At 42.6% G+C, this 25,954-nt stretch carries 23 protein-coding genes; 20 read left to right on the top strand and 3 right to left on the bottom strand.

What is annotated here, in order from left to right; translation table 11 throughout:
• Positions 1–45: 45 nt before the first annotated feature.
• Positions 46–1,878 (top strand): YfbK domain-containing protein, encoded by a 1,833-nt coding sequence (locus ACWIB3_RS07530; protein WP_454291289.1) that lies wholly within the window; start codon positions 46–48, stop codon positions 1,876–1,878.
• Positions 1,879–2,401: 523 nt separating this feature from the next.
• On the opposite strand, the gene ACWIB3_RS07525 is transcribed toward ACWIB3_RS07530, so the two are convergent.
• Both ACWIB3_RS07525 and aspS read right to left on the bottom strand, forming a co-directional pair.
• A complete protein-coding gene (locus tag ACWIB3_RS07525; RefSeq protein ID WP_185218547.1) occupies positions 2,402–3,787 on the bottom strand; it encodes a LutB/LldF family L-lactate oxidation iron-sulfur protein in 1,386 nt (461 codons plus the stop codon).
• 184 nt (positions 3,788–3,971) lie between these two features.
• Positions 3,972–5,726, bottom strand: a complete 1,755-nt coding sequence (gene aspS, locus ACWIB3_RS07520; protein WP_454291288.1) for an aspartate--tRNA ligase — start codon at positions 5,724–5,726, stop codon at positions 3,972–3,974.
• A gap of 435 nt (positions 5,727–6,161) precedes the next feature.
• Between aspS and mraZ the strand changes: the two genes are divergently transcribed.
• The 15 genes from mraZ (at position 6,162) to ACWIB3_RS07445 (ending at position 23,491) form a co-directional block, all read left to right on the top strand.
• Entirely contained in the window at positions 6,162–6,635 is a 474-nt protein-coding gene (gene mraZ, locus ACWIB3_RS07515; RefSeq protein WP_185214334.1) for a division/cell wall cluster transcriptional repressor MraZ, read from the top strand.
• Positions 6,622–7,539, top strand: a complete 918-nt coding sequence (gene rsmH / locus ACWIB3_RS07510; RefSeq protein WP_374671271.1) for a 16S rRNA (cytosine(1402)-N(4))-methyltransferase RsmH — start codon at positions 6,622–6,624, stop codon at positions 7,537–7,539. The genes mraZ and rsmH overlap by 14 nt, the downstream gene beginning before the upstream one ends.
• Before the next feature lie 12 nt (positions 7,540–7,551).
• Positions 7,552–7,962 (top strand): FtsL-like putative cell division protein, encoded by a 411-nt coding sequence (locus ACWIB3_RS07505; RefSeq protein WP_185214335.1) that lies wholly within the window; start codon positions 7,552–7,554, stop codon positions 7,960–7,962.
• Positions 7,963–7,978: 16 nt separating this feature from the next.
• Positions 7,979–10,105 (top strand): penicillin-binding protein, encoded by a 2,127-nt coding sequence (locus ACWIB3_RS07500; RefSeq protein WP_185214336.1) that lies wholly within the window; start codon positions 7,979–7,981, stop codon positions 10,103–10,105.
• A 1-nt stretch (position 10,106) separates the two neighbouring features.
• Positions 10,107–11,564, top strand: coding sequence for a UDP-N-acetylmuramoyl-L-alanyl-D-glutamate--2,6-diaminopimelate ligase (locus tag ACWIB3_RS07495; RefSeq protein WP_454291287.1), 1,458 nt, complete (start codon positions 10,107–10,109; stop codon positions 11,562–11,564).
• A 5-nt stretch (positions 11,565–11,569) separates the two neighbouring features.
• Positions 11,570–12,814, top strand: a complete 1,245-nt coding sequence (gene mraY / locus ACWIB3_RS07490) for a phospho-N-acetylmuramoyl-pentapeptide-transferase (RefSeq protein WP_185214338.1) — start codon at positions 11,570–11,572, stop codon at positions 12,812–12,814.
• A gap of 9 nt (positions 12,815–12,823) precedes the next feature.
• A complete protein-coding gene (murD, locus tag ACWIB3_RS07485) occupies positions 12,824–14,197 on the top strand; it encodes a UDP-N-acetylmuramoyl-L-alanine--D-glutamate ligase (protein ID WP_454291286.1) in 1,374 nt (457 codons plus the stop codon).
• An 11-nt stretch (positions 14,198–14,208) separates the two neighbouring features.
• The gene (locus ACWIB3_RS07480; protein WP_185214340.1) at positions 14,209–15,402 is read left to right on the top strand and encodes an FtsW/RodA/SpoVE family cell cycle protein; all 1,194 of its coding nucleotides are present in this window, start codon (positions 14,209–14,211) and stop codon (positions 15,400–15,402) included.
• Between the two features lie 12 nt (positions 15,403–15,414).
• Positions 15,415–16,521, top strand: coding sequence for an undecaprenyldiphospho-muramoylpentapeptide beta-N-acetylglucosaminyltransferase (murG, locus tag ACWIB3_RS07475; protein ID WP_313261148.1), 1,107 nt, complete (start codon positions 15,415–15,417; stop codon positions 16,519–16,521).
• Entirely contained in the window at positions 16,518–17,876 is a 1,359-nt protein-coding gene (gene murC, locus ACWIB3_RS07470; RefSeq protein ID WP_454291285.1) for a UDP-N-acetylmuramate--L-alanine ligase, read from the top strand. The genes murG and murC overlap by 4 nt, the downstream gene beginning before the upstream one ends.
• A complete protein-coding gene (locus tag ACWIB3_RS07465; protein WP_454291284.1) occupies positions 17,866–18,696 on the top strand; it encodes a cell division protein FtsQ/DivIB in 831 nt (276 codons plus the stop codon). Before murC ends, ACWIB3_RS07465 begins: the two co-directional genes overlap by 11 nt.
• Before the next feature lie 33 nt (positions 18,697–18,729).
• A complete protein-coding gene (gene ftsA / locus ACWIB3_RS07460) occupies positions 18,730–20,112 on the top strand; it encodes a cell division protein FtsA (RefSeq protein WP_185214344.1) in 1,383 nt (460 codons plus the stop codon).
• 141 nt (positions 20,113–20,253) lie between these two features.
• Positions 20,254–21,960 carry a cell division protein FtsZ gene (ftsZ, locus tag ACWIB3_RS07455; RefSeq protein WP_185214345.1) on the top strand — a complete coding sequence of 569 codons (1,707 nt, stop codon included), beginning with the start codon at positions 20,254–20,256 and terminating at the stop codon, positions 21,958–21,960.
• Positions 21,961–22,091: 131 nt separating this feature from the next.
• Positions 22,092–22,277 (top strand): histone H1, encoded by a 186-nt coding sequence (locus ACWIB3_RS07450; protein ID WP_185214346.1) that lies wholly within the window; start codon positions 22,092–22,094, stop codon positions 22,275–22,277.
• Between the two features lie 77 nt (positions 22,278–22,354).
• Positions 22,355–23,491, top strand: a complete 1,137-nt coding sequence (locus ACWIB3_RS07445) for a sugar phosphate isomerase/epimerase family protein (protein WP_454291283.1) — start codon at positions 22,355–22,357, stop codon at positions 23,489–23,491.
• Positions 23,492–23,541: 50 nt separating this feature from the next.
• On the opposite strand, the gene ACWIB3_RS07440 is transcribed toward ACWIB3_RS07445, so the two are convergent.
• Complete coding sequence (locus ACWIB3_RS07440) at positions 23,542–24,186, bottom strand: response regulator transcription factor (protein ID WP_185214348.1); 645 nt, start codon at positions 24,184–24,186, stop codon at positions 23,542–23,544.
• 334 nt (positions 24,187–24,520) lie between these two features.
• Here ACWIB3_RS07440 and mscL point away from each other — a divergent pair, with 334 nt between their 5' ends.
• The 4 genes from mscL to yidD all read left to right on the top strand — a co-directional run bounded on the left by mscL (position 24,521) and on the right by yidD (position 25,949).
• On the top strand, positions 24,521–24,928 hold the full coding sequence (gene mscL / locus ACWIB3_RS07435; protein WP_185214349.1) for a large-conductance mechanosensitive channel protein MscL: 408 nt from the start codon (positions 24,521–24,523) through the stop codon (positions 24,926–24,928).
• A gap of 171 nt (positions 24,929–25,099) precedes the next feature.
• Positions 25,100–25,258: a 50S ribosomal protein L34 gene (rpmH, locus tag ACWIB3_RS07430; protein WP_093098370.1), complete on the top strand. Its 159-nt coding sequence runs from the start codon at positions 25,100–25,102 to the stop codon at positions 25,256–25,258.
• Positions 25,259–25,318: 60 nt separating this feature from the next.
• A complete protein-coding gene (locus tag ACWIB3_RS07425) occupies positions 25,319–25,732 on the top strand; it encodes a ribonuclease P protein component (RefSeq protein ID WP_454291282.1) in 414 nt (137 codons plus the stop codon).
• Positions 25,695–25,949: a membrane protein insertion efficiency factor YidD gene (gene yidD, locus ACWIB3_RS07420; RefSeq protein ID WP_185214351.1), complete on the top strand. Its 255-nt coding sequence runs from the start codon at positions 25,695–25,697 to the stop codon at positions 25,947–25,949. Before ACWIB3_RS07425 ends, yidD begins: the two co-directional genes overlap by 38 nt.
• Positions 25,950–25,954: the final 5 nt, after the last annotated feature.

Here is a 25,954-nt window from a genome sequence, read left to right as displayed (position 1 = left end):
TGGAAATTTGATTTTTTCTGCATCCTTTGGCAAAACTTACTAGTCATGAATAAAATATTTGCATTATTAGTCTTTTTGCTTACTCTAGGTGGTAGCGGACTAGCCCAAGAAAGAATGATCAAAGGTATTGTAACTGAGGCGGGAACACAGCTGGCACTCGCCGGTGTGGAGGTTCGCGTGGAAGGAAAACAGCAAGCAACGCTGACCGATCAGCAAGGAGCATTTTCCATAAAAGCTGCTGAAAAAGATATTTTGCTGTTTAAATTTTTAGGGTACGAAACTAAAAAAGTAAAGGTAGGAAAGAAGAATAGCATAAAGGTAGTACTGCAAGCAAGGGAGGCCTTATTAGAAGAAGTTGTTGTTGTAGGCTATGGTAATAAAGCACAAAAGAGGGTAACCGGCAGTGCAATGGCACATTCAAACGGTTTATATTTGCAACCTAGACCTCAAAATACGGAAACTTATGGTCGTTTTGACGAGAACGGTTTTATTTCTCCTACGAAAGAAGCTTTGTCAACTTTTGCGGTAGATGTGGACGCTGCTTCTTATTCTAATGTAAGAAGAATGATCAATGCAGGTAATCTGCCGCCTAAAGATGCGGTAAGGGTAGAGGAGATGATCAATTATTTCCAATATGACCTACAAGGTCCGACCAATGGCGAGCCCGTGAAGATCTATACAGAGCTAACCACTTCGCCCTGGAATAAGGAGCATCAGTTGATGCGTATCGCCTTGAAGGCAAAAGATATTCCTAAGGAAAATTTGAAGGCATCCAATTTTGTTTTCTTGATCGATGTATCAGGATCTATGATGGGAGATAATAGATTACCATTGGTGCAGTCTTCCTTGAAGATGCTGGTGGACCAATTGAGACCAGAAGATAAGGTTGCCATTGTTACCTATGCAGGCTCTGCTGGAGTAAAATTAGAGAGTACCCGTGGGGATCAAAAGATGAAAATCAAGACTGCCATTGATGAACTGACAGCTGGAGGTTCTACTGCCGGTGGAGAAGGAATTAAGAAAGCCTATCAGATTGCCCGAGCAAATTTTATTAAAGATGGAAACAATAGAATTATCCTGGCATCGGATGGAGATTTCAATGTGGGTGAGGCCAGTGATGAAGCGATGGAAGACTTGATTGCCAAAGAACGCGAAAGTGGGGTTAACCTGACTGTATTAGGTTATGGAATGGGAAACCTGAAAGATAGTAAGATGGAGACTTTGGCGGACAAAGGAAGAGGCAACTATGCTTATATCGATAATATTTCAGAAGCAAGAAAGGCTATGGTGACAGAATTTGGGGCGACCTTATTTATCGTTGCCAAGGATGTGAAGATTCAGGTGGAGTTTAATCCTGCATACGTTCAAGCCTATAGATTGGTGGGCTATGAAAACCGTTTATTGGAAGCGGAAGATTTCAATAATGATGCTAAAATAGGGGGTGATATGGGCGTAGGACATACCGTAACTGCGATCTACGAAATCATTCCGGTAGGTGTTAAGAGTTCAATTATTGGAACGGTTGATCCATTGAAATACCAGGATAACGATAAACCAAATCTGGGGTCTAAGAATGGGGAATTGGCAACCGTGAAATTCAGGTACAAAGACCCTAAATCGGACAAGAGTGAATTGCAGCAGACTGTCGTGAAAGATGCTCCAAAAGCATTTGATACCGTGAGTGAGGATTTCCGTTTTGCAACAGCAGTTGCTGAATTTGGGATGTTGTTGCGTAATTCAGATTATAAGCAAAACTCAAGTTTTGCAAGCTTGATCGCCCGTGCAAAAGCTGCAAAAGGAAAGGATGATGAAGGCTATCGTGCAGAGTTTATCCGTATGGCAGAAAATAGTAAGTCAATTGTCGATACAGAAAAGTAAAAGTGAGGAGATAAATAGGTTTTTAATGTTTTTATTTTTAAAGGTTCGCGAAAGTGAACCTTTTTTCTATTAAAAAAAAGTCTGGAAGATGAAATTTACCAAAGGGCGTAAAAATCATCGACTATAGGAACCTAAAGGATCCTCAAGTACGAAGTCGAGTTGACAATAATTTTCTTTGTTACTTTTTCAAGTTAATCTGAGGCAAAAAGATTATCGAAACCATTCAAGCAATGAGTTTTTTGGCGTACAGTTCCTGCACCTTTCGGTGCAGAATGACAGGGCCTGATGGAGGAGAACCGAACGGATTCTTCACTGACCGTTCAGAATTGGAAATGCGCTGGAGTTGTATTCATAGAAAGCTAAAGGAGCAGAGTCGAGCCACATCCTAGTTCATTCCCCTTTCTTGGTCTACTCTCAAATCTGTTGAATCCTGGTTCATTCCCAGATCTTGGTCCATCCTCGAATCCCGAACATCCTGGTTCAAAAACCTGATTATCCAATACGCTACAACAATTCTTGTTTGTTATTTATCTTTCTGTTTTTCTTTCCATTGCTGGGAAAAAGATTTATCGGCGATTTTTGGAAGTTCGCGTTGGTTTCCCCAAGCTTTCTTGAAGAAGTTTCGGACAAAGAAGTTTTTGGTCTTTCCTCCGAAGAAATCAAGGAGTTTTCTTTTTTGGATTGCCCAAGTGAACATGCTCCAGCCTTTCTTCTCTACTGAAGAAACCAGGTCTTGTTGAACGGCATCCCTTCTGTTTACCAAAAGCATCTTTTGGATATCGATGCCTACTGGACAGACCTCTGTACATTTTCCGCATAAGGAAGAAGCATAGCTGAGATGCTTGAATTCTTTCATGCCATTCAAGTGAGGTGAGATCAGGGAGCCAATAGGACCTTGATAGGTTGTTTCATAAGTATGGCCACCAATATTTTGATAGATTGGGCATACATTGAGGCAAGCGCCACAACGGATACAGTACAATCCTTGGCGTTGCTCTTTCTGTTCAAGTACATTGGTACGGCCATTGTCCAAGAGGATGACATACATCTCCTCAGGGCCATCGTATTCCGTGTTTTTCCTTGGGCCAGATAAGACGGTATTGTATACCGTTAGATTTTGACCAGTTCCATGGGTGGCCAATAAAGGCCAGAAAAGGTCTAGGTCGTTTATGCTCGGCAATATTTTTTCGATCCCTACAACGGCGATATGCACTTTAGGGAAGGTGGTAGTCAATCGGGCATTTCCTTCATTTTCGGTAATGGCGATGGCACCGGTATCTGCCAATAGGAAGTTTGCTCCTGTGATTCCGATATCGGCTTGGGTATATTTCTCTCGCAATATTTCCCTGGCTTTCATCGTGAGCTCTTCAGCTGTAGCTTCCAATGGGGTGTCAAACTTTTCATGGAAAAGTTTCGCAATCTCCTCCAAGCTGAGGTGCATGGCAGGAGTGACGAAGTGATACGGTTTTTGACCAAGCAGTTGAATGATAAATTCACCCAAGTCACTTTCAATGGTCTCAATGTTTTTCTTTTCCAGGAAATGGTTGAGCTCAATTTCCTCAGTGGCCATGGATTTGGATTTTACTACCGATTTGGCTTGGTGCTGTTCCATGATCTTCCAGATTTCCTCCCGAGCTTCTTCAGCATCGTTTGCCCAAATGACCTTGCCGCCATGCGCTGTAAAATTGGATTCAAAATCCAGGAGATAGCGATCCAGATTCTCTATTACCTTCCATTTGATCAGGTTTGCCTTGATCTTGGAATTTTCGAGGTCTAGGAACTTACTTTTCCCTTTTTCAAAAGCATGCTCATACTTATCAATGTTATTATTGATAATCTGTCTATGCTGTAAATCGAAGGATTTTGAAGCACTATCTTTCAGGAATTTCTCAGCTACTGTCTGTGCCATAGGGATGTTCTGTTGCTCATGCAAAAATAAAGGTTGAGCGTGATAATCAACCAATTTTAAAGATAAAAAAATATCTGCTAAAGGCAGTAAAATGTTTATAACTAAAGCGCTGTTCAAAATTTGAGCTATGAACAAAAAAATAGCGGTCAATTTTCGTTGACCGCTATTTTTGCTTTTGTGTTTTTTATTTTTTCGGTTCGATTAAGCTGATGCTTAGTTCGTCCAGTTGTTCTTTGGCAATTTCAGCAGGAGCATCGATCATGACATCGCGTCCGGAATTGTTTTTCGGGAATGCGATAAAGTCACGGATGGTTTCCTGACCTCCTAAGATTGCGGTCAAGCGGTCAAGGCCGAATGCTAAACCACCATGTGGAGGAGCTCCATATTGGAAAGCATTCATTAAGAAGCCAAACTGCGCTTGAGCCTGTTCTGGAGTAAAGCCTAGGTGCTTGAACATCAAGGCTTGCATATCCTTGTCGTGGATACGGATAGAGCCACCGCCGATTTCATTTCCGTTCAACACCAAGTCATATGCATTGGCACGAACCTTTCCTGGGTCAGTATCCAATAAAGGCATATCCTCGATTTTCGGAGATGTAAATGGGTGGTGCATAGCGTGGAATCTTTCCGTTTCTTCATCCCATTCCAATAACGGGAAGTCTACTACCCATAGTGGAGCAAATTCGTTCGGCTTACGTAAGCCCATGCGATTTCCTAATTCCATACGCAGGGCGCTTAATTGCGCTCTTGTTTTATTTGCAGGTCCAGAAAGGATTAAGATCAGGTCGCCAGTTTGAGCGCCGGTTACCTCGGCCCATTTAGCTAGGTCAGCCTGGTCGTAGAATTTATCTACTGATGATTTATAGGTTCCATCAGCTTCACATTTTACATAGACCATTCCAGAAGCACCTACTTGGGGGCGTTTAACCCAGTCAACTAGCTCGTCGATCTGTTTTCTAGTGTAGGAAGCAGCGCCTGGAACTGCGATACCAACAACCAATTCGGCATTGTTGAAGATCGCGAAGTCCTTATGTTGAGCTACGGTATTTAGTTCGCCAAACTTCATTCCGAAACGGATATCTGGTTTGTCGTTGCCATAGGTACGCATCGCTTCGTCAAAAGTCATTCTTGGGAATTGATCCAATTCGATTCCATGGATGGTCTTTAATAGGTGACGGGTCATTCCTTCGAATACGTTCAAGATATCTTCTTGTTCTACGAAAGACATTTCACAGTCTATCTGTGTAAACTCAGGTTGTCTGTCAGCACGTAAATCCTCGTCACGGAAACATTTAACGATTTGGAAATATTTATCCATTCCACCCACCATCAACAGTTGTTTAAAGGTCTGTGGAGATTGAGGAAGTGCGTAAAACTGACCAGGGTTCATGCGTGATGGAACGATAAAGTCACGGGCACCTTCAGGTGTGGACTTTATTAAATAAGGTGTTTCGATCTCGCAGAAATCTAGGGCAGATAAATAGTTTCTTACCTCTTGGGTTACCTTATGACGGAACAATAGGCTGTTCTTTACGGGATTTCTACGGATATCCAGGTAACGGAATTTCATACGGATGTCTTCACCGCCGTCTGTTTCATCTTCTATAGTAAAAGGAGGTAATTTTGATTCGTTCAGTACCTCAAGGTTGCTGACTTTGATTTCAATATCTCCGGTAGGGATTTTAGGGTTTTTGCTGGAACGTTCAATAACGGTACCTGTAACCTTAATAACATACTCTCTTCCCAATTCGCGGGCTTGGCTACGAAGTGATTCATTGTCTTCGGTATTGAAAGTTAGCTGAGTAATACCATATCTATCACGAACATCAATAAAAGTCATTCCACCTAAATCGCGTGATTTTTGTACCCATCCGCTCAGGGTTACGGTTTTTCCTAGGTCTTCAATTCTTAATTCGCCACAAGTATGTGTTCTGTGCATGATTATCTCAATTTTATTGAGCCACAAAATTATCGCATTTATGCGAGAATAAAGAATATTTAAGTAATAACCAGAAGGAGGGTAGGGCTTGAGCAAAAGCCCTGTGAAATCTAGGTCAAAAAACAGCCGATTCTACCACTTTGCCCCACTCGACATGTCATTTGGTTCCAGTTGCTCCACTTCGCCCCACTTTTGCTGTTTTTTGGGTCTACAATTCCTTAAAAACAAGAGAATTGGGGCTAAATATTACCGTTATGGGGATGATTTTTACAATTCTTAATTTATTGTATTTCAATGTTATTATGCTTTTAAAGTGCAATAAAGGGCTTTTTTGTAGTTGATAGGCTATGTGGAAAACTTTTTTGTGGGGCATTGTGGGAGATTGTGGGAGAAAGTGTATACTTTTACATTAAAATTAGAGTAGAATTATAGGAAATGATTCAATTAATCGGAGAATTCGAATGCAAGCTAGACACCAAAGGAAGAATGGTGGTCCCTGCTGCGCTCAAAAGGCAACTGCCTGATGTAGAGCGTGAGGGGCTTGTTATGAATCGCGGTTTTGAGAAGAATTTAGTGATCTATACCAAAGAAGAATGGAGCAAAAAGATGCACCAGCTTTCGAAATTGAACCAGTATAACGAGAAGACCAGGAACTTTATCCGTCAGTTTATGCGTGGTGCTACGGAGCTTTCTTTGGATTCTGCAGGTAGGGTTCTTTTGCCAAAATCATTGCTGGAATATGCCAATATCAAAGGTGAGGTTTTCTTGCAATGTCAGTTTGATAAGATTGAGGTTTGGGCGAAAGACGAATACGAAAAAATGATGGACAGTAGTACTGACGAGGATTTTTCTGCATTGGCTGAGGAGGTAATGGGTGGATTTAACTTTGCAGGAGATGACAATGAATAATGAAATTGGATATCATGTTCCTGTGATGTTGCAGGAATGTATCGACGCACTAGCGATAAAGCCAAACGGGATTTATGTAGACGTGACATTTGGGGGTGGTGGACACTCGAAGGAAATCCTGAAGCATTTGGGGCCGAATGGCAGATTGATCGCTTTTGATCAAGATCCAGATGCGATTAAAAACACACTTCCTGATGATCGATTTACATTGATCCATCAAAATTTCAAGTTCTTAAAAAATTATTTGCGCCTGGAAGGGGTGAAACAAGTGGATGGGATTTTAGCTGACCTGGGTGTTTCATCGCATCAATTTGATGCTGCAGACCGTGGCTTTTCCATCCGTTTTGATGCGGATCTGGATATGCGAATGGATCAAGTAGCTGATCTGGATGCCCGTAAAGTACTGAATACCTATCCTGAAGAGGAATTGCACAGGATTTTTGGGATGTACGGTGAGATCCAGAATGCGAAATCCTTGGCCAAAACCATTGTGACGAGCCGATTGAGCAATCCGATCCAGACGGTGGCCGAGTTGAAGCAGGTGATCCAGAAATTGGTTCCTAAAGGCAAAGAGCATAAATATCATGCTCAGGTTTTTCAGGCCCTGCGCATTGAGGTGAACAAAGAGCTGGAAGCCTTGCAGGAATTTTTGGAGCAGACCTCATTGGTCTTAAAACCGGAAGGTCGTTTGGTAGTCATGTCATACCATTCATTGGAAGACAGGTTGGTAAAGAATTTTATGGCCAAAGGGAAGTTTAAGGGCGAAGTGGAGAAGGATTTCTTTGGGAATGAGATCAAGCCATTTAAAGTGATCAGTAGAAAAGCGATCGTTGCTTCGGAAGATGAAGTAAAACAGAACAATAGAGCACGCAGTGCGAAGTTGAGGATTGCGGAAAAAATATAGTAGCGAAGGTATATGGCAAAGAGAAATACTATAAAGCAAAATGAACTGAGTGAGGAAGTGCAAGAGGAGATGTCTGATGCACTGGAGGAAAAGGTTGAGGAAACCCAAGACTTCCTGAAGACCTTCTTTTCTCAGAAAAAGCTTTCTACATACCTAGTTGCCAAGAATCTGCCTTTCGTGGCATTTCTTGCCTTATTAGGTTTGCTGTATATCTCAAACCGTCACTTGGCAGAGAACACGGTTAGAAGGATCGATAAGTTGGGCAGGGAAGTGAAGGAGTTAGGTTGGGACTATAAATCGTTGAATGCCGAGTTGATGAAATTGACCACGCAGACAGAGATTGCAAAACGTGCGGATACCTTGGGCTTGAAAGAAAGAACGGAACCGCCAATCAAGTTGGAAATAGTAAGGGAAGTAAAATAAAGATTAAGACCAAAACATGAATATTAGGAAGTCCATATTGATTAGGGTGTACCTGGCGTTTGGCCTGATGGTTTTTGGTGCTTTAATGGTATTTGGGAAATTATTGCATTTGCAATATGTGGACGGTGATAAGTGGCGTGAGATTGCAGATAGCTTGACGATACGCGAACGCGTAATCGAAGCGGCAAGAGGAAATATTTATTCCAATGACGGAAGTTTACTGGCTACTTCTGTTCCGGAATATGAGATACGGTTTGATGCGATGGCCATTCCATCCGAGCACAACAATGTGTTCAATGCTCGGGTGGATTCTTTGGCCAGTAAGCTAGCGACCTATTTTAAGGATAAATCGGCCAGACAGTACCTGACTCAGTTGAAAGAGGCAAGGGCTAAAAAACAACGTTACGTTTTGATCAAGCGTAATGTATCACACCAACAGTTGAAGGTCCTAAAGACCTTTCCTTTGTTGAGAAACTTTAAGGAAGAGAAGGAAAGATTCTCCAGTTCTTTGATAGCAGTAAGAGAAAACAAGCGTATCCTGCCATTCACGAATTTGGCAGCCCGTACCATTGGTTATAAAAACAGCAAGGGCGATACCGTTCGTGTTGGATTGGAAGGTGCTTACGGGGATTATATCGAAGGTAAGAGCGGGGTGCAGTTGATGCAGCGTATTGCTGGTGGGGTATGGATTCCGGTAAACCGTGAGATGGAGGTCGCTCCAACCGATGGTTCGGATATCATTGCCACTATTGATGTGAACATGCAGGACATGGCGCAACGTGCCTTGGAAAAACAGCTGATCATCAGTAATGCAGACAACGGTTGTGTGATCCTGATGGAGGTGGAAACTGGAGAGGTACGTGCGATTGCCAACTTTACCAGAGATGGTGAAGGGGTATATAGAGAGAAATTTAATTATGCCATTGCGCAAGGTGCTGACCCTGGTTCAACTTTCAAGGTTGCGTCCTACCTGGTGGCATTGGATGATAATAAGGTTGACACCAATACAGTAATCGATATCGGTAATGGTACCTGGAAAGTTCCTGGCCATACCATTAGAGATTCTCACCCACCGAAAAAATCAAAGGTGACCATCAAGGAGGCATTTGAAGAGTCATCCAACGTGGGGGTTGCCAAGACGATCGGGAATGCATATGGCAAGAATCCAGAGAAATTCACTGGCAAATTGCACGAGTGGGGAATGGCCAAGCCATTAGGCTTGCAAATTCCCGGTGAGGCAAATCCTTGGGTGAAAATGCCGGACAGCAGGTCTTGGAGCAAGCTGTCATTGGTACAGATGGCCTATGGATATGAGTTGAAATTAACGCCATTGCAGACATTGACCTTGTACAATGCAGTTGCCAATGATGGTAAGATGTTGGCTCCATTGTTCGTAAAAGAAATTCAACACCTAGGTTCAACGGTTAAGAAGTTTGAAGCTAGGGTGATCAATAAGCAGATTGCTTCCAAAGAGGCGATCGGTAAGATGCAGAAGATGATGGAAGGGGTGATGGTTGAAGGGACCGGTAAGAAATTGAAGAGCCCACTTTATTCATCTGCAGGTAAAACAGGTACAGCGCAGATGGCTGATGGTGCAAGGGGATATGGAGCGAGAAGATACCAATCATCATTTGCAGGTTATTTCCCAGCGGAGAATCCAAAGTATTCGATGATCGTCGTGATTCGTAATCCTAGGAATGGATACTATGGTGGTTCGGTAGCAGGTCCTGTATTTAGAGAGTTGGCTGATATGGTTTTTGCAAATGACCTGTCATTGCACAAGACATTTAACAATAGAAAAGTAAATGTAGCTGGAAATAAAGTTCCATATACTTTGAAAGGTTCTAAGGATGCTACGGCGAAGGTCTATGAGATGTTGGGCGTGCAGGCCGTGAACTGGAATTCCATTGTTGCTGCTGATAAGGATTCAGCGAACCATTCGGCGGGCGCATTTACAGTGGCAGAGTTTAAGGAAGGTGTAGTGCCGAACGTGAAAGGAATGGGATTGGTAGATGCAATCTACGCGATGGAGAATGCGGGATTCAAGACCACTGTAAGGGGAAAAGGAAGAGTAATAAATCAATCATTGGTTGCTGGTCAGAAATTAAAACCTGGCACCCATGTTCTAATAGAATTGAATTAATATGTTGTTGAAAGAGTTGCTACATGCCATTCCGGTAATTGATTACCGAGGGTCTCTGGACACAGAGGTTAGCTCGCTATGCTTGGATTCAAGAAAGGCGGTTAAAGGCAGTGTATTTGTGGCAGTTCGTGGGCATCAGACCGATGGACACCTTTTCGTCAATAAAGCGATTGAATCAGGTGCTTCCGTGGTGCTGGTAGAAGAATTACCAGAGGAGATCAAGGAAGATGTAGTTTATGTGGTAGTCGGCGATTCGGCTTATGCACTGGGTGTAATGGCCTCTACATTTTACGGAAATCCATCCTCGAAACTGAAGTTAGTGGGCGTGACAGGTACCAATGGGAAAACGACCGTGGCTACCTTGCTCTTCAACCTGTTCAGCAGATTGGGTTTTCATGTAGGCCTATTGTCTACGGTACAGAACCAGATCGGTGAGCGCATTGTTGAAGCGACCCATACCACTCCAGATCCCATATCATTGAATTCCCTGTTGAAGGAAATGGTGGAAGATGGATGTGACTACTGTTTTATGGAAGTGAGTTCGCATGCTGTTGTTCAGCAGCGTATCGCAGGGTTGAAATTTGCGGGTGGCATCTTTACCAATATCACGCATGATCACTTGGACTTCCATGGAACTTTCGCCAACTATATCAAGGCGAAGAAAAAGTTCTTTGATGATCTAGACAGATATGCATTTGCATTGACCAATATCGATGATAAAAACGGTCAGGTGATGCTTCAGAATACATTTGCCCATAAGAAAACCTATGGCTTGCACCAAATGGCGGACTTTAAGGCAAAAATCTTGGAAAGCCATTTTGATGGGATGTTATTGCAGGTTGACGGACAGGAAGTGTGGGTGAAATTGGTCGGTGATTTCAATGCCTATAACCTATTGGCAGTGTTCGGTGCTTCCATTTTATTGGAGCAGGAGACTGTAAAGGTGTTGATGGCTTTGAGTGAGATCACTGGTGCTGAGGGGCGTTTTGAAACCTTAAAATCTACTACAGGTGTGGTTGCCATTGTGGACTATGCCCATACCCCTGATGCGGTGGAAAATGTTCTGGAAACCATTGGCGGATTGAGAAAGCCTGGTCAACAGATCCTGACGGTGTTGGGTTGCGGTGGAGACCGTGATAAGACTAAACGCCCAGAGATGGCAGAAGTAGCCTCACGATTGAGCGATAAAGTGGTCCTGACTTCGGACAATCCGAGAACGGAAGACCCTGCTGCCATTATCAAAGAAATGGAAGTTGGTATTCCTGGAGATAAGCGCAAGAATGTTTTCTCGATTACAGATAGAAGAGAGGCTATCCGTGCTGCTTTCCATCTAGCACAACCAGGGGATGTGATCTTGGTCGCTGGAAAAGGACATGAGAAATACCAAGATATCAATGGGGTGAAAAATCACTTTGACGATAAAGAGGAATTAATAAAGATTTTTAACGAACATAATTAGACTGCATGCTTTACTATTTATTCACTTGGCTTAACGAGCACGTACATATTCCAGGTGCTGGATTATTCCAATATATCTCGTTTCGTACGGCCATGGCAGTCATCCTTTCGTTAATCATCACAACGGTATTTGGTAGCCGATTGATTCGTTTACTGCATCAAAAACAAGTGGGAGAGACCATCCGTGATTTAGGATTGGAAGGTGAGAAGAAAAAACAAGGAACCCCTACAATGGGAGGTCTGATCATCATCGCCGGTATCTTGATCCCAACATTGCTCTTTGCAAAATTGGATAATATCTACATCATCCTGATGATCATCACAACGATCTGGATGGGTGCAATAGGGTTCTTGGATGACTACATCAAAGTATTCCGTAAGAATAAAGAAGGATTGGCTGGGAAGTTCAAGGTGATTGGTCAAGTGGGATTGGGCGTATTGATCGCGATCACGATGTATTTCCACCCTGAGATTGTTGCTAGACAGCAAGTGGCAAATCCTACTTCTTCAAAACCGGTGGAAGTGATCATCAATCCATCAACTGGTGAGAAGACCTATGCGGAGAATGTGAAGTCTACCAAGACGAACATTCCTTTTTACAAAAACAATGAGTTCGATTACGCCAAAGTGTTGGACGTATTCGGTATCAATAGCCCTTTGGCAACGTTCTTTGTTTTCTTGGTTGTTGTCGTGTTTATCATCACGGCAGTCTCCAATGGAGCTAACATTACAGATGGGATCGATGGACTCGCCACGGGAACCTCCGCTATTATGGGGATTACCTTGGCCATATTGGCCTATGTATCCGGTAACATCATTTTTGCGGATTACCTGAACATTATGTTTATCCCGAATTCGGGTGAGCTAGTAATTTTCGCGGGTGCATTTGTTGGAGCCTGTACAGGTTTCCTTTGGTACAATGCCTACCCTGCACAGGTATTTATGGGAGATACGGGTAGTTTGGCGATCGGTGGTATCATTGCTGCTTTCGCGATCCTGATCCGTAAGGAATTATTGATTCCGGTATTGTGTGGTATTTTCTTGATCGAGAATCTATCGGTTATCCTTCAGGTTTCCTACTTCAAGTATACCAAGAAGAAATATGGCGAAGGCCGAAGGATTTTCCTGATGTCGCCTTTGCACCACCATTATCAGAAAAAGGGTTATCATGAGTCCAAGATCGTGACGCGATTTGTGATCGTGTCGATCATGTTGGCCATATTAACCATAGTTACATTGAAAGTAAGATAGTAGAAGAAGATGTCGAATATAGCACACACATATTACCCTCAAACTGGCCGCCTAGTGATCTTAGGCGCAGGCGAGAGTGGAGTTGGTGCAGCGATCCTAGGTAAGGATAAGGGTTTTGATGTGTTTGTGTCAGATATGGGAACGATAGCTGATACGTATAAAGCCACTTTGGAAAAAGAGGGGATTGCATTTGAAGAGGGGCAGCACACACAGGAATTGGTAATCAACGCCGATCTAGTGGTGAAGAGCCCAGGGATTCCGGAGAAGGCTCCATTGATAAAAGAACTAAGAGGTTTAGGCCTACCGATCATTTCGGAAATCGAGTTTGCAGCTCAATATACGGATGCCAAATTATTGTGCATCACGGGTTCAAACGGCAAGACAACATCAACCTTGTTGACTTACCATATATTGAAGAATGCAGGTCTGAATGTAGGTCTAGCTGGAAATATAGGAAATAGCTTTGCCTTGCAGGTAGCTAGAAAGCAACATGATGCTTACGTTTTGGAGATCTCCAGTTTTATGCTGGATGATATGTACCACTTCCGCGCTGATGTTGCCGTGATTTTGAATATCACACCCGATCATTTGGATCGATATGATTATAAGATGGAGAATTATGTGGCCTCGAAGTTCCGCATGGTTCAAAATCAAAAGCCGACGGATTACTTTATCTATTGTAAAGATGATCCGGAGACGATGGCAGCCCTGGAGAAACATCCAACAGCAGCAATGCACCTGCCATTTACACAGGAAGGAACCGTAGATACCGGTGCGTATCTGGACGAGGAGAAGAATTTGAACATTTTAATACCAAATAGAGAAGCTTTTATCATGAATATCGAAGAATTATCACTGCAAGGCAAGCACAATGTTTACAACAACATGGCTTCAGGACTGGTTGCTAAGGCTCAGGAATTGAGGAACCAAACGATGAAGGAGAGCATGGGTTCATTTGTGAACGTGGAACACAGATTGGAGCATGTAGCTTGTATCGGTGGGGTTAATTATATCAATGATTCTAAAGCGACCAATGTCAATTCGGTTTGGTATGCACTTGAGAGTTTCTCTACGGATATCGTATTGATCATGGGTGGTGTAGATAAAGGCAACGACTATGAAATGTTGAAAGACCTTGTGAAATCAAAAGTGAAAGCAATCATCTGTATCGGAAAGGATACGGGCCGTATTCATGAGGCTTTTGAGGATGATACGGATGTAATCGTCAATAGCGCCTCGATGAGTGATGCTGTTCAGATCGCATCTCATTTGGCGAAGAAAGGTGATACCGTATTGTTATCGCCAGCATGTGCCAGCTTTGACTGGTTCAAGAACTACGAAGATCGTGGTGATAAATTTAAGGAAGCGGTAATGACTTTATAATTAGGAGGACAATGGAATACATTTTTTCTAAACTAAAAGGCGATAAATGGATCTGGATCATTGTGATCTTGCTATCCATTTGGTCACTATTAGCTGTTTATAGCTCAGTAGGCACCTTGGCATACAAGGAAGGAAAAGGTACAGAACTTTATTTATTCAAACACCTTTTCATCGTTGTTGCAGGTTTAGTGATGATGTATCTATCACATAAGTTGGATTACCGCTATTATGCTGGGATATCCAAGTTGCTGATGGTAGTCACGATTCCATTGTTGTTATATACCCTTGTTTTCGGTAGCAAGGTAAATGATGCCAGCCGTTGGTTGACCATTCCGGTGATCAATCAGACTTTCCAGACTTCGGATTTGGCGAAATTGGCCTTGATTACCTTCTTGGCGAGGATGCTGTCCCGCAAACAAGAGGAGATCAAGGACGTGAAGAAATCCTTTATTCCGATTATGGGAGCGGTATGTTTTGTATTCGTATTGATCGCTTGGGCAAACCTTTCCACAGCCTTGATGCTGTTTGGGGTGAGTGTATTGTTGTTGTTGATCGGTCGTATCAGTTTCAAACAGATTGCAGTGGTGTGTATGGGCGGAGGAGTGCTGTTGATGCTGGTGATCTTTATGGGGCCTAGACGAGCTACTTATATCAGCCGTATTCAAGGTTTCTTCAATACAGAAGAAGTGCATGAAGGGAAAGGGTCCTTTCAGGATGATAAAAACTACCAGGCAAACAATGCCAAGATAGCGATTGCTACGGGTGAGATGTTTGGTAAAGGTGTCGGTAACAGTGTTCAGCGTAACGTATTGCCTCACCCATATTCAGATTTTATTTTCGCCATTATCATTGAGGAGTATGGCACGATCGGAGGGGCGGTGTTGCTCTTCCTGTATATAGCATTGATGTATCGATGTATCCGGATTGTCACCTTAAGTCCGCGGGCCTTCGGGGCATTTCTGGCAGCCGGGTTGGGCTTCAGTCTGACGATTCAGGCTTTGGCAAACATGGCGGTTGCCGTTGGTCTTGGACCAGTGACCGGGGTTCCTCTTCCATTAGTGAGTATGGGGGGAACATCGATCTTGTTTACGAGTGTAGCCTTAGGGATTATCCTAAGTGTGAGCCGTAATGTTGAAGAGTTGAAAGTTAAAGAAGAAAAAGAAGTTGTAAAGGCTCCACGCAAAGTGGTAGTTGGCTCAATTTAATTGAAATATTGAATGGCGCATCGAGTAATCATAAGTGGTGGTGGAACCGGAGGGCATATCTTCCCGGCGATAGCGATAGCCAATGCGTTAAAAAACCTGTCTCCAGATATTGAGATCCTGTTCGTAGGGGCCAATGGCAAGATGGAGATGGAAAGAGTACCGGCAGCTGGATATGAAATAGTAGGACTGGATATCGTTGGGATCAACCGTCAGTCCTTACTGAAAAATATAAGTCTTCCATTCAAGATGTTGAAAAGCTTGTGGAAGGCGAGGAAAGTTCTTAAAGAGTTTAAAGCGGAAGCGGCGATTGGTGTTGGCGGATATGCATCTGGGCCATTATTGATGATGGCGAATATGATGGGGTTGCCGACGGTAATCCAAGAGCAGAATTCCTTTGCAGGGGTGACCAACAAAAAGTTGGGTGCTAAGGCCAAAAAGATCTGTGTTGCCTATGAAGGCATGGAAAGGTTCTTTCCGGCAGACCGCGTTTTGTTGACCGGTAATCCGATCCGTAAATCTTCAGTAGCCATTGAAGGTAAACGAGAGGAAGCTATCCATGCTTTTGGATTGGACCTGGACAAGAAAACCTTGTTGGTTACTGGTGGAAGCCTTGGTGCATTGACCTTGAATGATAGCATTAAAGCCGGTTTGGAGAAATTGGTGGCAGCAGGAATACAGGTAATCTGGCAATGTGGTAGCTACTACTACGAGAAATTGAATGCTGAACTGGCAGATCAATTACCGGAGACCATCAAGTTGATGCCATTCTTAGAGCGTATGGATTATGCTTATGCAGCAGCTGACGTTATCGTGGCGAGAGCAGGAGCAGGGACCATATCAGAATTATGCGTGGTAGGAAAGCCAGTGGTCTTGGTGCCATCGCCAAATGTAGCGGATGACCATCAGACCAAGAATGCAAATGCCCTGGTTGAAAAGGATGCCGCCCTGATGGTGAAAGATAATGTGGCTCGTGAAGAGCTGGTGCCTACGGTCTTGGCTTTGTTTCAGGGTGAAAGCAAGCAGAAGGAACTAGGCGAACATATTCTGAAATTGGCTTTGGCTGACGCAGATGAGGTGATCGCACAGGAAGTATTGAGTATAATAGAAAATAGAAAATGAATATCGACAAAATAAAAAGAGTTTATCTACTGGGTATCGGCGGAATCGGCATGAGCGGATTGGCTCGTTATTTTAGTCGTTTGGGCTGTGAGGTGACCGGTTATGACCGTACCTCAACAGAGCTTACCAGAACATTAGAAGCGGAAGGCATGCCGATCAGTTATGCTGATGATGTGGATTCCGTTCCTGCTTCTTTTAAATCGGCAAGCGATGAAACCCTGATCATTTTCACACCTGCTATTCCAAAGGATCTAAAATTGAAAGCGTTTTTTGTTGATCACGGACATGAACTGTTCAAACGCTCTCAGGTACTTGGTTTTATCTCTGCAAGTAGATTTACCATTGCAGTTGCAGGTACACATGGAAAGACAACAACTTCGACCATGGTAGCACATGTTTTGAAACATTCTGGTTTTGATTGCTCAGCCTTCTTAGGCGGCATCAGTACCAATTATCAAAACAATGTTCTCTTTGGAGAAAATGATGTAGTGGTGGTTGAGGCCGATGAATATGATCGCTCATTCCTGACCCTGCATCCAAATATTGCCATCGTGACTTCCGCGGATGCGGATCACTTGGATATCTACGGCGATCCTCAGGAGTTGATTACTTCTTTTGAGATGTTCCTGGATAGAGTCGTAGATGGCGGAAAGAAAATCGTAAAGGTTGGATTGCCTTTTTCAGGTGATATCAGCTATGCAAGAGAGCAGGTCTGTGATGCCTATGCAGAAAATGTAAGGGTGGAAAATGGAGAGTTCTATTTTGATTACCACTCTGCAGATTTAGTGATCAAAGATATCCATTTAGGAATTCCAGGATTGCACAATGTTGAAAATGCAGTTGCGGCCATTACGGTTGCTCATCTTTTGGATATCCCTGCTGATAAAATCGTTGCGGCATTATCTGATTTCCAAGGCGTGAAAAGACGCTTTGAATATATCGTGAAGTCTGATAAGAATGTGTACATCGATGATTATGCACATCATCCAGAAGAGTTGAGGGCTTTTTTGACCTCGATGAAAAAACTGTACCCAAACAAGAAATTGACGGTAGTTTTTCAACCGCACCTTTTCAGCAGGACCAGGGATTTTGTTGATGGCTTTGCAGAAGTGTTGGCCTTGGCAGATGAGTTGCTATTGATGGAAATCTATCCTGCAAGGGAATTGCCAATCCCAGGTGTTGACTCAACATGGTTGCTGAACAAGATCGAATTGGAAAACAAGCGTTTGGTAAGCCCAGAGGAAGTTCTGGAAATCGTGAAAACAGAAGATCCAGAATTATTGGTAACCGTTGGAGCTGGAGATATTGACAAATTGGTGAAACCTCTTAAAGAAGAATTGAACCATGCTAAATAGAATAAGAAATATACAATGGCGTCAAGTCGGCTATTTTTTCTTAGGATTAGTGGCCATCGTAGGTGTCGGCATGTTGATGAGCTTGGTCAACAAGAAAGACCAAGTGCAAGAATGTACCGCACTCAAAGTGATGGTAGAAGGAAAGGAGACTTTCATCGATCAGAATGATATTTCATCGATGATCAAGGAGAAGTTTGGAGCAGTGGTAGGCAAGCAATTGAACCAATTGCCATTGCAACAGATCGAAACGGAATTGAAAAAATCACCGTATGTATCCAATGCTGATGTTCATATGGATATGGATGGTACAATGCGCGTTTCCGTTCAGCAGCGCGAGGTTGTTGTCAGGATTATCAATCAAGGTGGGCAGGAGTTCTATGTAGACTCCAAAGGAAATAAGATTCCAGTGACCTTAAAATATGTACCGCATGTCATGGTTGCAAATGGAAATATCAAAGAGGGCTATAAGAAGTCTTTGGAGCCTGTACAGAGCCAGTTGGTGAAAGACCTGGTTAGAATCGTTGAGGAAACAATAGCAGATGAGCTTTGGAGCAACCAGATCGTCCAACTTTATGTCAATGATGAAAGAGATATCGAGATCGTTCCTAGAGTGGGCAGCCAACAATTGATCATCGGAAATGCAGACTCTTTAAGCTACAAGTTGGAACGTTTGAAGAAGTTCTATACGCATATCCTTCCAAGGGTAGGCTCCGATGCATACAGCAAGGTGAACGTGAAGTATAGCGGACAGATAGTCTGCGAGCGCAAGGGCGATTGGTTTATCGATAGCCTGCAAATGAAAATTAACAAGAAGATTTAAGAAACAAATTACATACAGCATCAAACACAGCATATGAAACCTAGAATTGTAGAAAATGAAAAAGAAAATCCAATTATCGTTGGATTGGACATCGGTACGACAAAGATCTGCGTAACTGTAGGTCGTCGTAGTGGATCGAACAAGGTTGAGTTATTAGGTGTAGGGAAAGCGGAATCTGCCGGCGTAAATCGTGGAGTTGTTGCCAACATCCAGAAGACCGTTACAAGTATCCGTGAGGCTGTTGCTGTGGCTGAAGGTCAATCCAATGTTGACATCAAAGTTGTCAATGTAGGTATTGCCGGACAGCACATCAAGAGTATCCAACACCGTGGTATTTTAACAAAGAATGACGATGATGAAATCGGACGCCTGGATATCGAGCGTTTGATCTCGGACATGTACAAGTTGGTACTGCCTCCGGGAGAAGAGATCATCCATGTCTTGCCACAAGAATTTACCATTGACAACGAACCTGGTATCAAGGAGCCAATCGGTATGGCGGGAAGAAGAGTGGAAGCTAACTTCCATATCATCTCTGGTCGTGTTACCGACATCAAGAACATCAAGAGATGTGTGGACAACTCGGACCTTGAAGTTTCTGAATTGATTCTTGAACCTCTTGCATCATCCGAGGCTGTGTTGGATGAAGAGGAAAAGACTGCAGGTGTTGTGTTGGTGGATATCGGTGGTGGAACTACCGACGTTGCTATCTTCCATGAGGGCATCATCCGTCATACGGCTGTTATTCCTTTGGGAGGAAATATCGTTACGGAAGATATCCGTCAAGGTTGTGCCGTATTGCGCAATCAAGCTGAGCAATTGAAAGTACGTTACGGATCAGCTTTAGCCGATGAGAACAAAGAGAACGAGGTTATCTGTGTACCTGGTATCAGAGGAAGAGAAGCTAAAGAAATTTCCGTTAAGAACTTAGCATATATCATTCAAGCGAGAATGGAAGAGATCATCGAGCACGTGTTCTACGAAATCAAATCTTCAGGTTATGAAGACAAATTGATTGCAGGAATCGTGATCACTGGTGGTGGTGCACAATTAAAGCACTTGGTTCAATTGGTAGAATATATCACTGGAATCGATTGTCGAATTGGATATCCGAATGAATACCTTGCAAAAACCGATATGTTGAACAAGCAGGCATTTGAAGAATTGAAGAGCCCATTGTATGCAACCGGTATTGGTCTATTGATCAAAGGGATTCAGTCGATCGAGGAAGAAGAGAAAAGGAATGAAGAGAAATTCATCAAAAAGACTGCGCCAACACAAGGAAAAGTGAAAGAAGGCGTTAAAGAAATAGCGGAAGGTCAAAACAAAAAAGAAGGGTGGTTGACTCGTTTTTTAGGCGATTGGATCAAAGATGGGGCGGATATAGACGACGACACATTCATCGGTAAGAAATAATTATCAACATCGACTTGTTTTTTCCACATTTTAACAAATGTGGAAAACTCTTGTTAAGAATTTGGTAATATTACATTAGAATTGTTGACTTGCGTTGTGTTAACGTAAAGGCTTGATGAAGAATTAAATAGGATAAAATATATGTCGATACAATTTGAAATGTTAAAGGAGAACTCATCAATTATCAAGGTAATTGGTGTAGGTGGGGGCGGCGGAAACGCAGTCAATCACATGTATAAGCAAGGAATTAGTGGTGTTGATTTCATAGTTTGCAATACAGATGCGCAAGCTTTGGAGCTTAGCCCTATTCCAAACAAGGTGCAATTGGGAGCGAGTCTTACAGAAGGTATGGGTGCTGGCGCTGATCCTGATGTTGGTGAAAACTCAGCTATCGAAAGTATTGAGGATATCAAACGCATGTTGGGTACCAATACAAAGATGCTTTTCATTACTGCAGGAATGGGTGGTGGTACTGGTACTGGAGCTAGTCCGGTGCTTGCCAAGGCAGCAAAGGAATTAGGAATCTTGACCGTTGCTATCGTTACAACTCCATTCACATTCGAAGGTAAACGTCGTCGTATGCAAGCAGAAGACGGTTTGGGAGAACTTCGCAAATACGTTGACTCTTATCTAGTTATTTCAAACGACCGTTTGCGCGAAATCTTCGGGAACCTGACGATGACTGCTGCATTTGCCAAAGCAGATGATATCTTGACCACTGCGGCCAAAGGTATAGCAGAGATCATCACCATCCCTGGATATGTAAACGTCGATTTCAAGGACGTTCGTACCGTAATGAACGATTCTGGTGTTGCGATCATGGGTAATGCTGTGGCAACAGGTGAACAACGTGCATTAGATGCTGTAACAGGCGCGTTGGCATCACCATTATTAAAAGACAATGAAATTGAAGGTGCTCGTTACATCCTATTGAACATTACTTCCGGTACCCGTGAAGTAACCATGGATGAGGTTGCGATCATTACAGACTATATCCAAGAAAAAGCTGGCCTTTCAGCTGACTTAATCTGGGGTAACTGTATCGATGCAAACTACGAAGAGGAACTTTCAGTAACCATAATCGCTACTGGTTTTCAGACTTCTGAAGAGCGTGTGAAGGAAAAAGAAATGGAAAAGATTGCCATTCCTTTGACTCCTGAGGTATCGACTTCAGCATTCGTTAAACCGGTAACGACCAATCAATTCGTGGATAGAAGCAATACTGAAGCTAGTGCTTTCGTGAAGCCTAGTACGCCAGTTGACTCGCCATCGAATCAAGCTCCACAAAGCGACTTGTTTTCAAACAAAGCAGCAGTAGCTGCCCAACAAGCAAATGCAGTGGAAAAAAACGAATCTCAAATCGTTCGCCATACATTGGAATTAGATGATAACTCTGATGTGGAAGAAATTGAGGAAGATCCAAATCCACATGGATTTGAATTAAAGACTTCGCCATCACTGTTCGAGTTCAAGTTGCCAACTGTATTTGATACATACAAACCTACTGAAGAGAAGGAAGAGCCAACTCCAGAGCCAGTGAACGAAGTTGTTCAGCCAAAAGCTGAAATCGAGTTGGAAGAAGCGAAGAAAGAAGAAACTAATTTCGAAGATCAGTTGTTGAAAACCAAGGAGCGTATCCTTCGCCTGAAAGAACTGAGCATGAAGTTGAAGTCTTCAAATGGTCTTCAAGAGCTTGAGAATGAGCCAGCTTACAAAAGAAAGCAAAAAACATTGGATGATGTTCCTCATTCCTCAGAATCTCAGGTTTCCCGTTTCACCCTATCTTTTGATGATGGTGAGACTGAAATCAGACCGAACAACTCCTTTCTACACGATAATGTAGATTAATCTTATCCTATTTAATAAATAAAGGGTGGCTTGAAAAGGTCACCTTTTTTGTTTTTTAGATTTTGTTTATAGAAAAAAGATGCTAATTTTAAGTGAGTTACTATTAAAAATTATAAATAAATCTAAAAGTTATGGCAAGTATTGATAAATTCAAAGAGTTGAAGTCTCTAATTGACGGATTAGAAAATGACGCAGACAAGTTTTTTGCAAAAGGGAATAGTGCCGCTGGTACACGAGTAAGAAAAGGCCTGCAGGATATCAAGACATTAGCTCAAGATCTACGCCTAGGAATCCAAGGTCTGAAAAACAAGAAATAAAGATCTTTAACCCTATTAAGAACTAAGCCCATTATTGGGCTTTTTTTATGTGTATATTCGAATAAACTAGATATAAGATGAAACAGATCCAGAATCCCATTTGGCTGATGAGCTCCGCATACGACCAGTTGGGACAATCCGAACTATTAGATACTGCTGCCCAATTAGGTGCGCAGGGAATTGATCTCTGTGTGTTCCGTAAGGATGGTTCCAGGGCGGACCATACCGCTACCCATTTGGATTACGAAGGCTTCGGTCCAGAGGAGGCCAAAAGAACATTGGAAGCCTTCAATAATAAAGGGCTAAGGCTGTCTTTGGGGGCTTTTGAGAACATGGTCGGTGGTGATGAAGGGGAAAGGCTGAAAAACCAGGACCATCTCTTAAAACTGATTAGAATAGCTCATTTGCTGGGTGGAGATGAAAACAATGTCATGGTGGGGACATTCGTAGGCTATAACCATGAGCTGGGTAACCAAATCGATGGCTTCCAAAAGAACCTCGATGAATATAAACGGGTTTTCGAGCCCATCATCCGCTATGCAGAAGACCTGGGCGTAACGGTGGTCTACGAAAACTGTCCGATGGAAGGATGGCGTTCCTCTCGTTACACCAGTACCTTCAACAACCTGCCCGGCGTATTGGCAGCTCGCAAACTAATGTACACGATGATCCCTAGCAAGGCACATGGAGAGATATACGATCCTTCCCATGATATCTGGCAGAATACAGATCCCGTGGAGGTAATTGAAGAAATGGATATCGAGCGATTGAAGCGTGTACATGTAAAAACAACTAGGATGCTGAGCAGCAAGGCTAGGGTAGAGTGGGGCGGAATGTATCCCATGCAGCAGGTGGATGCTGAACTTGCTAAACGAGCGGGTGTCAGTGTGCCCCAGAGCGATTGGGACCGTCATCATTATACCGCGATGCTTCCGGGTTTTGGAGGTACTGATGATATGGACTGGAACAGCTTTGCGGAGGTTCTGCATGAGCGCGGCTTTTCAGGGCCCTTTGAAATTGAAAACGAAGCGAAGAATTCCAAGGACACGCATAATATGGCGGCGATCAACCAAGGTGCCAGAGCCTGTATCAGCTTCCTTTCACCATTGCTCTGGAAGCTAGATGCCAATGGATATGAATTTACCGAGCAGAAGCCTTTAAATGTAGTTTCGCGAGAAGACATTCCCGTGAAGAGCATGGCTGATCTGACCTAAGGGTTTTAAACCATAGGCAGAAGATAAAAAAATAAGGAATAACCGTTTGGTTATTCCTTATCTGCGTTCATTTTGAACAGCGATATCAAATCTGGGATGTTGTGTACACCCAGCTTCTCGAAGATTCTACTCTTATAGGTACTCACTGTGGATGAGCTCAGGTTCAACCTGTTTGAAACCTCAATGATTCCCAATCCTTCTATTAAGTGTCTCGCCACGTCCATTTCGCGATTAGAAAGTTTGTACAGAGGGTTCAGGCTATCCACCTTGGATTTACTGGTCGTCAATTTTTGAACATAGAGGTCCTTAATGGCTTCTGACATATAGCGTCCGCGTTCAAAAATGCTATTGATGGCATTGGTGAATTCGGTCATGCTAGTCGTTTTATTGACATAGCCCGCTGCACCAGCCTCTATATAGCGAAGGGCGTACAGGGTCTCGTCATAAGAAGAAAAGACTAAGATTTTTAAGTCAGGTTGAATGTCCAACAACTCCTTGATCACCTTGATGTTATTTCCTCCCGGCATATTGATATCTAGGAGAAGTAAATCAAAATGTGTTGTCTTTAATTGTGCAAATACCTCATCATATGTTTGCGCATGGACTATCTCAACCGCTTTTAAAGTCTCTTTAATGGCAGTTGAAACCCCCAGTCGGACAATAATATGGTCGTCGGCTATTAATATTTTTTTCATAAAGTTATTACACAAATTACCCTAGATTCACATGATTTTTTTGAATTTCTCAACGTATAGATTTGGGTTGAAAAATTGTATTTAGTAGTTAATTTGTTTCCTCAAATATAATAATTTTATATGTATTCGTTCTCTTTAAAAAATAATTTAAAGTTTTGTGTGCGGCTACTTCAGTACAAGTACCTAGTATACAATAAAAATACTCATTTATTTTGAAAATAATTTTAGTTTGTGAATGTAAACCGCTTTTTTTGTAAGATATTCAATACATTACACAACTATTAAGGGAAAAACAATTTAAACATATTATATTCACTTTTAGACTATTTAACTTATGGGATTTTTAAAAGAATTTAAAGAATTCGCTATGCGCGGCAGCGTGATTGATCTAGCTGTCGGTGTTGTTATCGGTGGCGCGTTTGGAAAGATCGTTACCTCCTTGGTCGATGATATCATCATGCCTCCTATTGGATTCATCACCGGTGGTGTGGATTTCTCCGCCATGAAGTATGTTATCAAAGAAGGAAACGAAGCAGCAGGTGTTGCCGAAGTGGCCGTAACGTATGGTAACTTCATCAACGTGTTGATCCAGTTCCTGATCATTGCTTTCTGTATTTTCTTGGTGATTAAAGGGATCAATTCTTTGAAAAGAGAAGAACCAAAAGAACCAGAAGCAGCTCCAGCTCCTACAAAAGAGGAAGCATTGCTTGCTGAGATTCGCGATATTTTAAAAAATAAATAAGCATAAAATATATGCTCTAAAGCAAATTATGAGGGTTATTGGCCCAAATAATTTGCTTTTTTTTATTTATTAGATTTAGAGTGTTGCGTATGTGTGAAATAAACTTTATTTTTGCATTCCTCTTTTGAGGGATAATTTGATTAAAAGTATTAAAACAAGCATAAAAGCGTCATGAAGAGAACATTTCAACCTTCGCAAAGAAAAAGAAGAAATAAACACGGATTCAGAGAGCGTATGAGCTCTGCAAATGGTAGAAGAGTACTTGCTGCTCGTAGAGCAAAAGGAAGAAAACGCCTTTCAGTTTCTGACGAAAGCCGTCACAAAGGTTAATCTTGCGCTCGCCGGTGATATAGGGACCGCGCTGTTTTAGCCGGCTTTATGGTCATCGTGATGAAAAAATATACATTTAAAAAAGAAGAACGATTATGTAGCAAAAGGTCTATTGACGATCTTTTCCATAATGGTTCTTCTTTTGTTGTATATCCTTTCCGAGTGGTTTACCTTAGCCAGCCCGCCAGTCCCGAACAGCAATTCCCCGCTCAGGTCATTACCTCGGTCCCCAAGAAACGCTTCAAAAAAGCAGTGGACCGAAACCGTATCAAAAGACTTACCCGGGAATCTTACAGGCTCGAGAAAGACAAACTCTATTCCTTTTTACAAGATCATTCCTTAAATTTGTTGCTGGCCATTCAGTACGTAAGTAATGAAAAGCTACCTATGGAAACGCTTCAGGGCAAGCTTGGTCAATTGATCGGTAAACTAGAACATGAAATATCTAAATCTAATCTGGGAGAAAGGAATTAAGTTACCCATAAAGTGGCTTTTTTTGCTCATAATCAAGATTTACCAGCTATTTCTATCGCCATTGCTCGGCGCTAGCTGTCGATATTCCCCAACCTGTTCCCAATACGGCAAAGAAGCAATTCTTAAGCACGGCCCTTTCAAGGGTGGTTGGCTAACTATTAAACGTATTGCCCGTTGCAACCCTTGGGGTGGACATGGGCACGATCCAGTCCCTTAATTCAC

It is taken from the genome of Sphingobacterium sp. NPDC055431 (assembly GCF_053644255.1).
The sequence above is the reverse complement of the archived record's forward strand: the minus strand, read 5'-3'. Positions and strand labels throughout refer to the sequence as shown.

What these genes read in the sequence shown, in the direction of transcription:
- ACWIB3_RS07530 (WP_454291289.1), top strand. Translation starts at nt 46, where the DNA reads ATGAATAAAATATTTGCATTATTAGTCTTTTTGCTTACTCTAGGTGGT.
- ACWIB3_RS07525 (WP_185218547.1), bottom strand. Translation starts at nt 3,787, where the DNA reads ATGGCACAGACAGTAGCTGAGAAATTCCTGAAAGATAGTGCTTCAAAA.
- aspS (WP_454291288.1), bottom strand. Translation starts at nt 5,726, where the DNA reads ATGCACAGAACACATACTTGTGGCGAATTAAGAATTGAAGACCTAGGA.
- mraZ (WP_185214334.1), top strand. Translation starts at nt 6,162, where the DNA reads ATGATTCAATTAATCGGAGAATTCGAATGCAAGCTAGACACCAAAGGA.
- rsmH (WP_374671271.1), top strand. Translation starts at nt 6,622, where the DNA reads ATGACAATGAATAATGAAATTGGATATCATGTTCCTGTGATGTTGCAG.
- ACWIB3_RS07505 (WP_185214335.1), top strand. Translation starts at nt 7,552, where the DNA reads ATGGCAAAGAGAAATACTATAAAGCAAAATGAACTGAGTGAGGAAGTG.
- ACWIB3_RS07500 (WP_185214336.1), top strand. Translation starts at nt 7,979, where the DNA reads ATGAATATTAGGAAGTCCATATTGATTAGGGTGTACCTGGCGTTTGGC.
- ACWIB3_RS07495 (WP_454291287.1), top strand. Translation starts at nt 10,107, where the DNA reads ATGTTGTTGAAAGAGTTGCTACATGCCATTCCGGTAATTGATTACCGA.
- mraY (WP_185214338.1), top strand. Translation starts at nt 11,570, where the DNA reads ATGCTTTACTATTTATTCACTTGGCTTAACGAGCACGTACATATTCCA.
- murD (WP_454291286.1), top strand. Translation starts at nt 12,824, where the DNA reads ATGTCGAATATAGCACACACATATTACCCTCAAACTGGCCGCCTAGTG.
- ACWIB3_RS07480 (WP_185214340.1), top strand. Translation starts at nt 14,209, where the DNA reads ATGGAATACATTTTTTCTAAACTAAAAGGCGATAAATGGATCTGGATC.
- murG (WP_313261148.1), top strand. Translation starts at nt 15,415, where the DNA reads ATGGCGCATCGAGTAATCATAAGTGGTGGTGGAACCGGAGGGCATATC.
- murC (WP_454291285.1), top strand. Translation starts at nt 16,518, where the DNA reads ATGAATATCGACAAAATAAAAAGAGTTTATCTACTGGGTATCGGCGGA.
- ACWIB3_RS07465 (WP_454291284.1), top strand. Translation starts at nt 17,866, where the DNA reads ATGCTAAATAGAATAAGAAATATACAATGGCGTCAAGTCGGCTATTTT.
- ftsA (WP_185214344.1), top strand. Translation starts at nt 18,730, where the DNA reads ATGAAACCTAGAATTGTAGAAAATGAAAAAGAAAATCCAATTATCGTT.
- ftsZ (WP_185214345.1), top strand. Translation starts at nt 20,254, where the DNA reads ATGTCGATACAATTTGAAATGTTAAAGGAGAACTCATCAATTATCAAG.
- ACWIB3_RS07450 (WP_185214346.1), top strand. Translation starts at nt 22,092, where the DNA reads ATGGCAAGTATTGATAAATTCAAAGAGTTGAAGTCTCTAATTGACGGA.
- ACWIB3_RS07445 (WP_454291283.1), top strand. Translation starts at nt 22,355, where the DNA reads ATGAAACAGATCCAGAATCCCATTTGGCTGATGAGCTCCGCATACGAC.
- ACWIB3_RS07440 (WP_185214348.1), bottom strand. Translation starts at nt 24,186, where the DNA reads ATGAAAAAAATATTAATAGCCGACGACCATATTATTGTCCGACTGGGG.
- mscL (WP_185214349.1), top strand. Translation starts at nt 24,521, where the DNA reads ATGGGATTTTTAAAAGAATTTAAAGAATTCGCTATGCGCGGCAGCGTG.
- rpmH (WP_093098370.1), top strand. Translation starts at nt 25,100, where the DNA reads ATGAAGAGAACATTTCAACCTTCGCAAAGAAAAAGAAGAAATAAACAC.
- ACWIB3_RS07425 (WP_454291282.1), top strand. Translation starts at nt 25,319, where the DNA reads ATGAAAAAATATACATTTAAAAAAGAAGAACGATTATGTAGCAAAAGG.
- yidD (WP_185214351.1), top strand. Translation starts at nt 25,695, where the DNA reads ATGAAATATCTAAATCTAATCTGGGAGAAAGGAATTAAGTTACCCATA.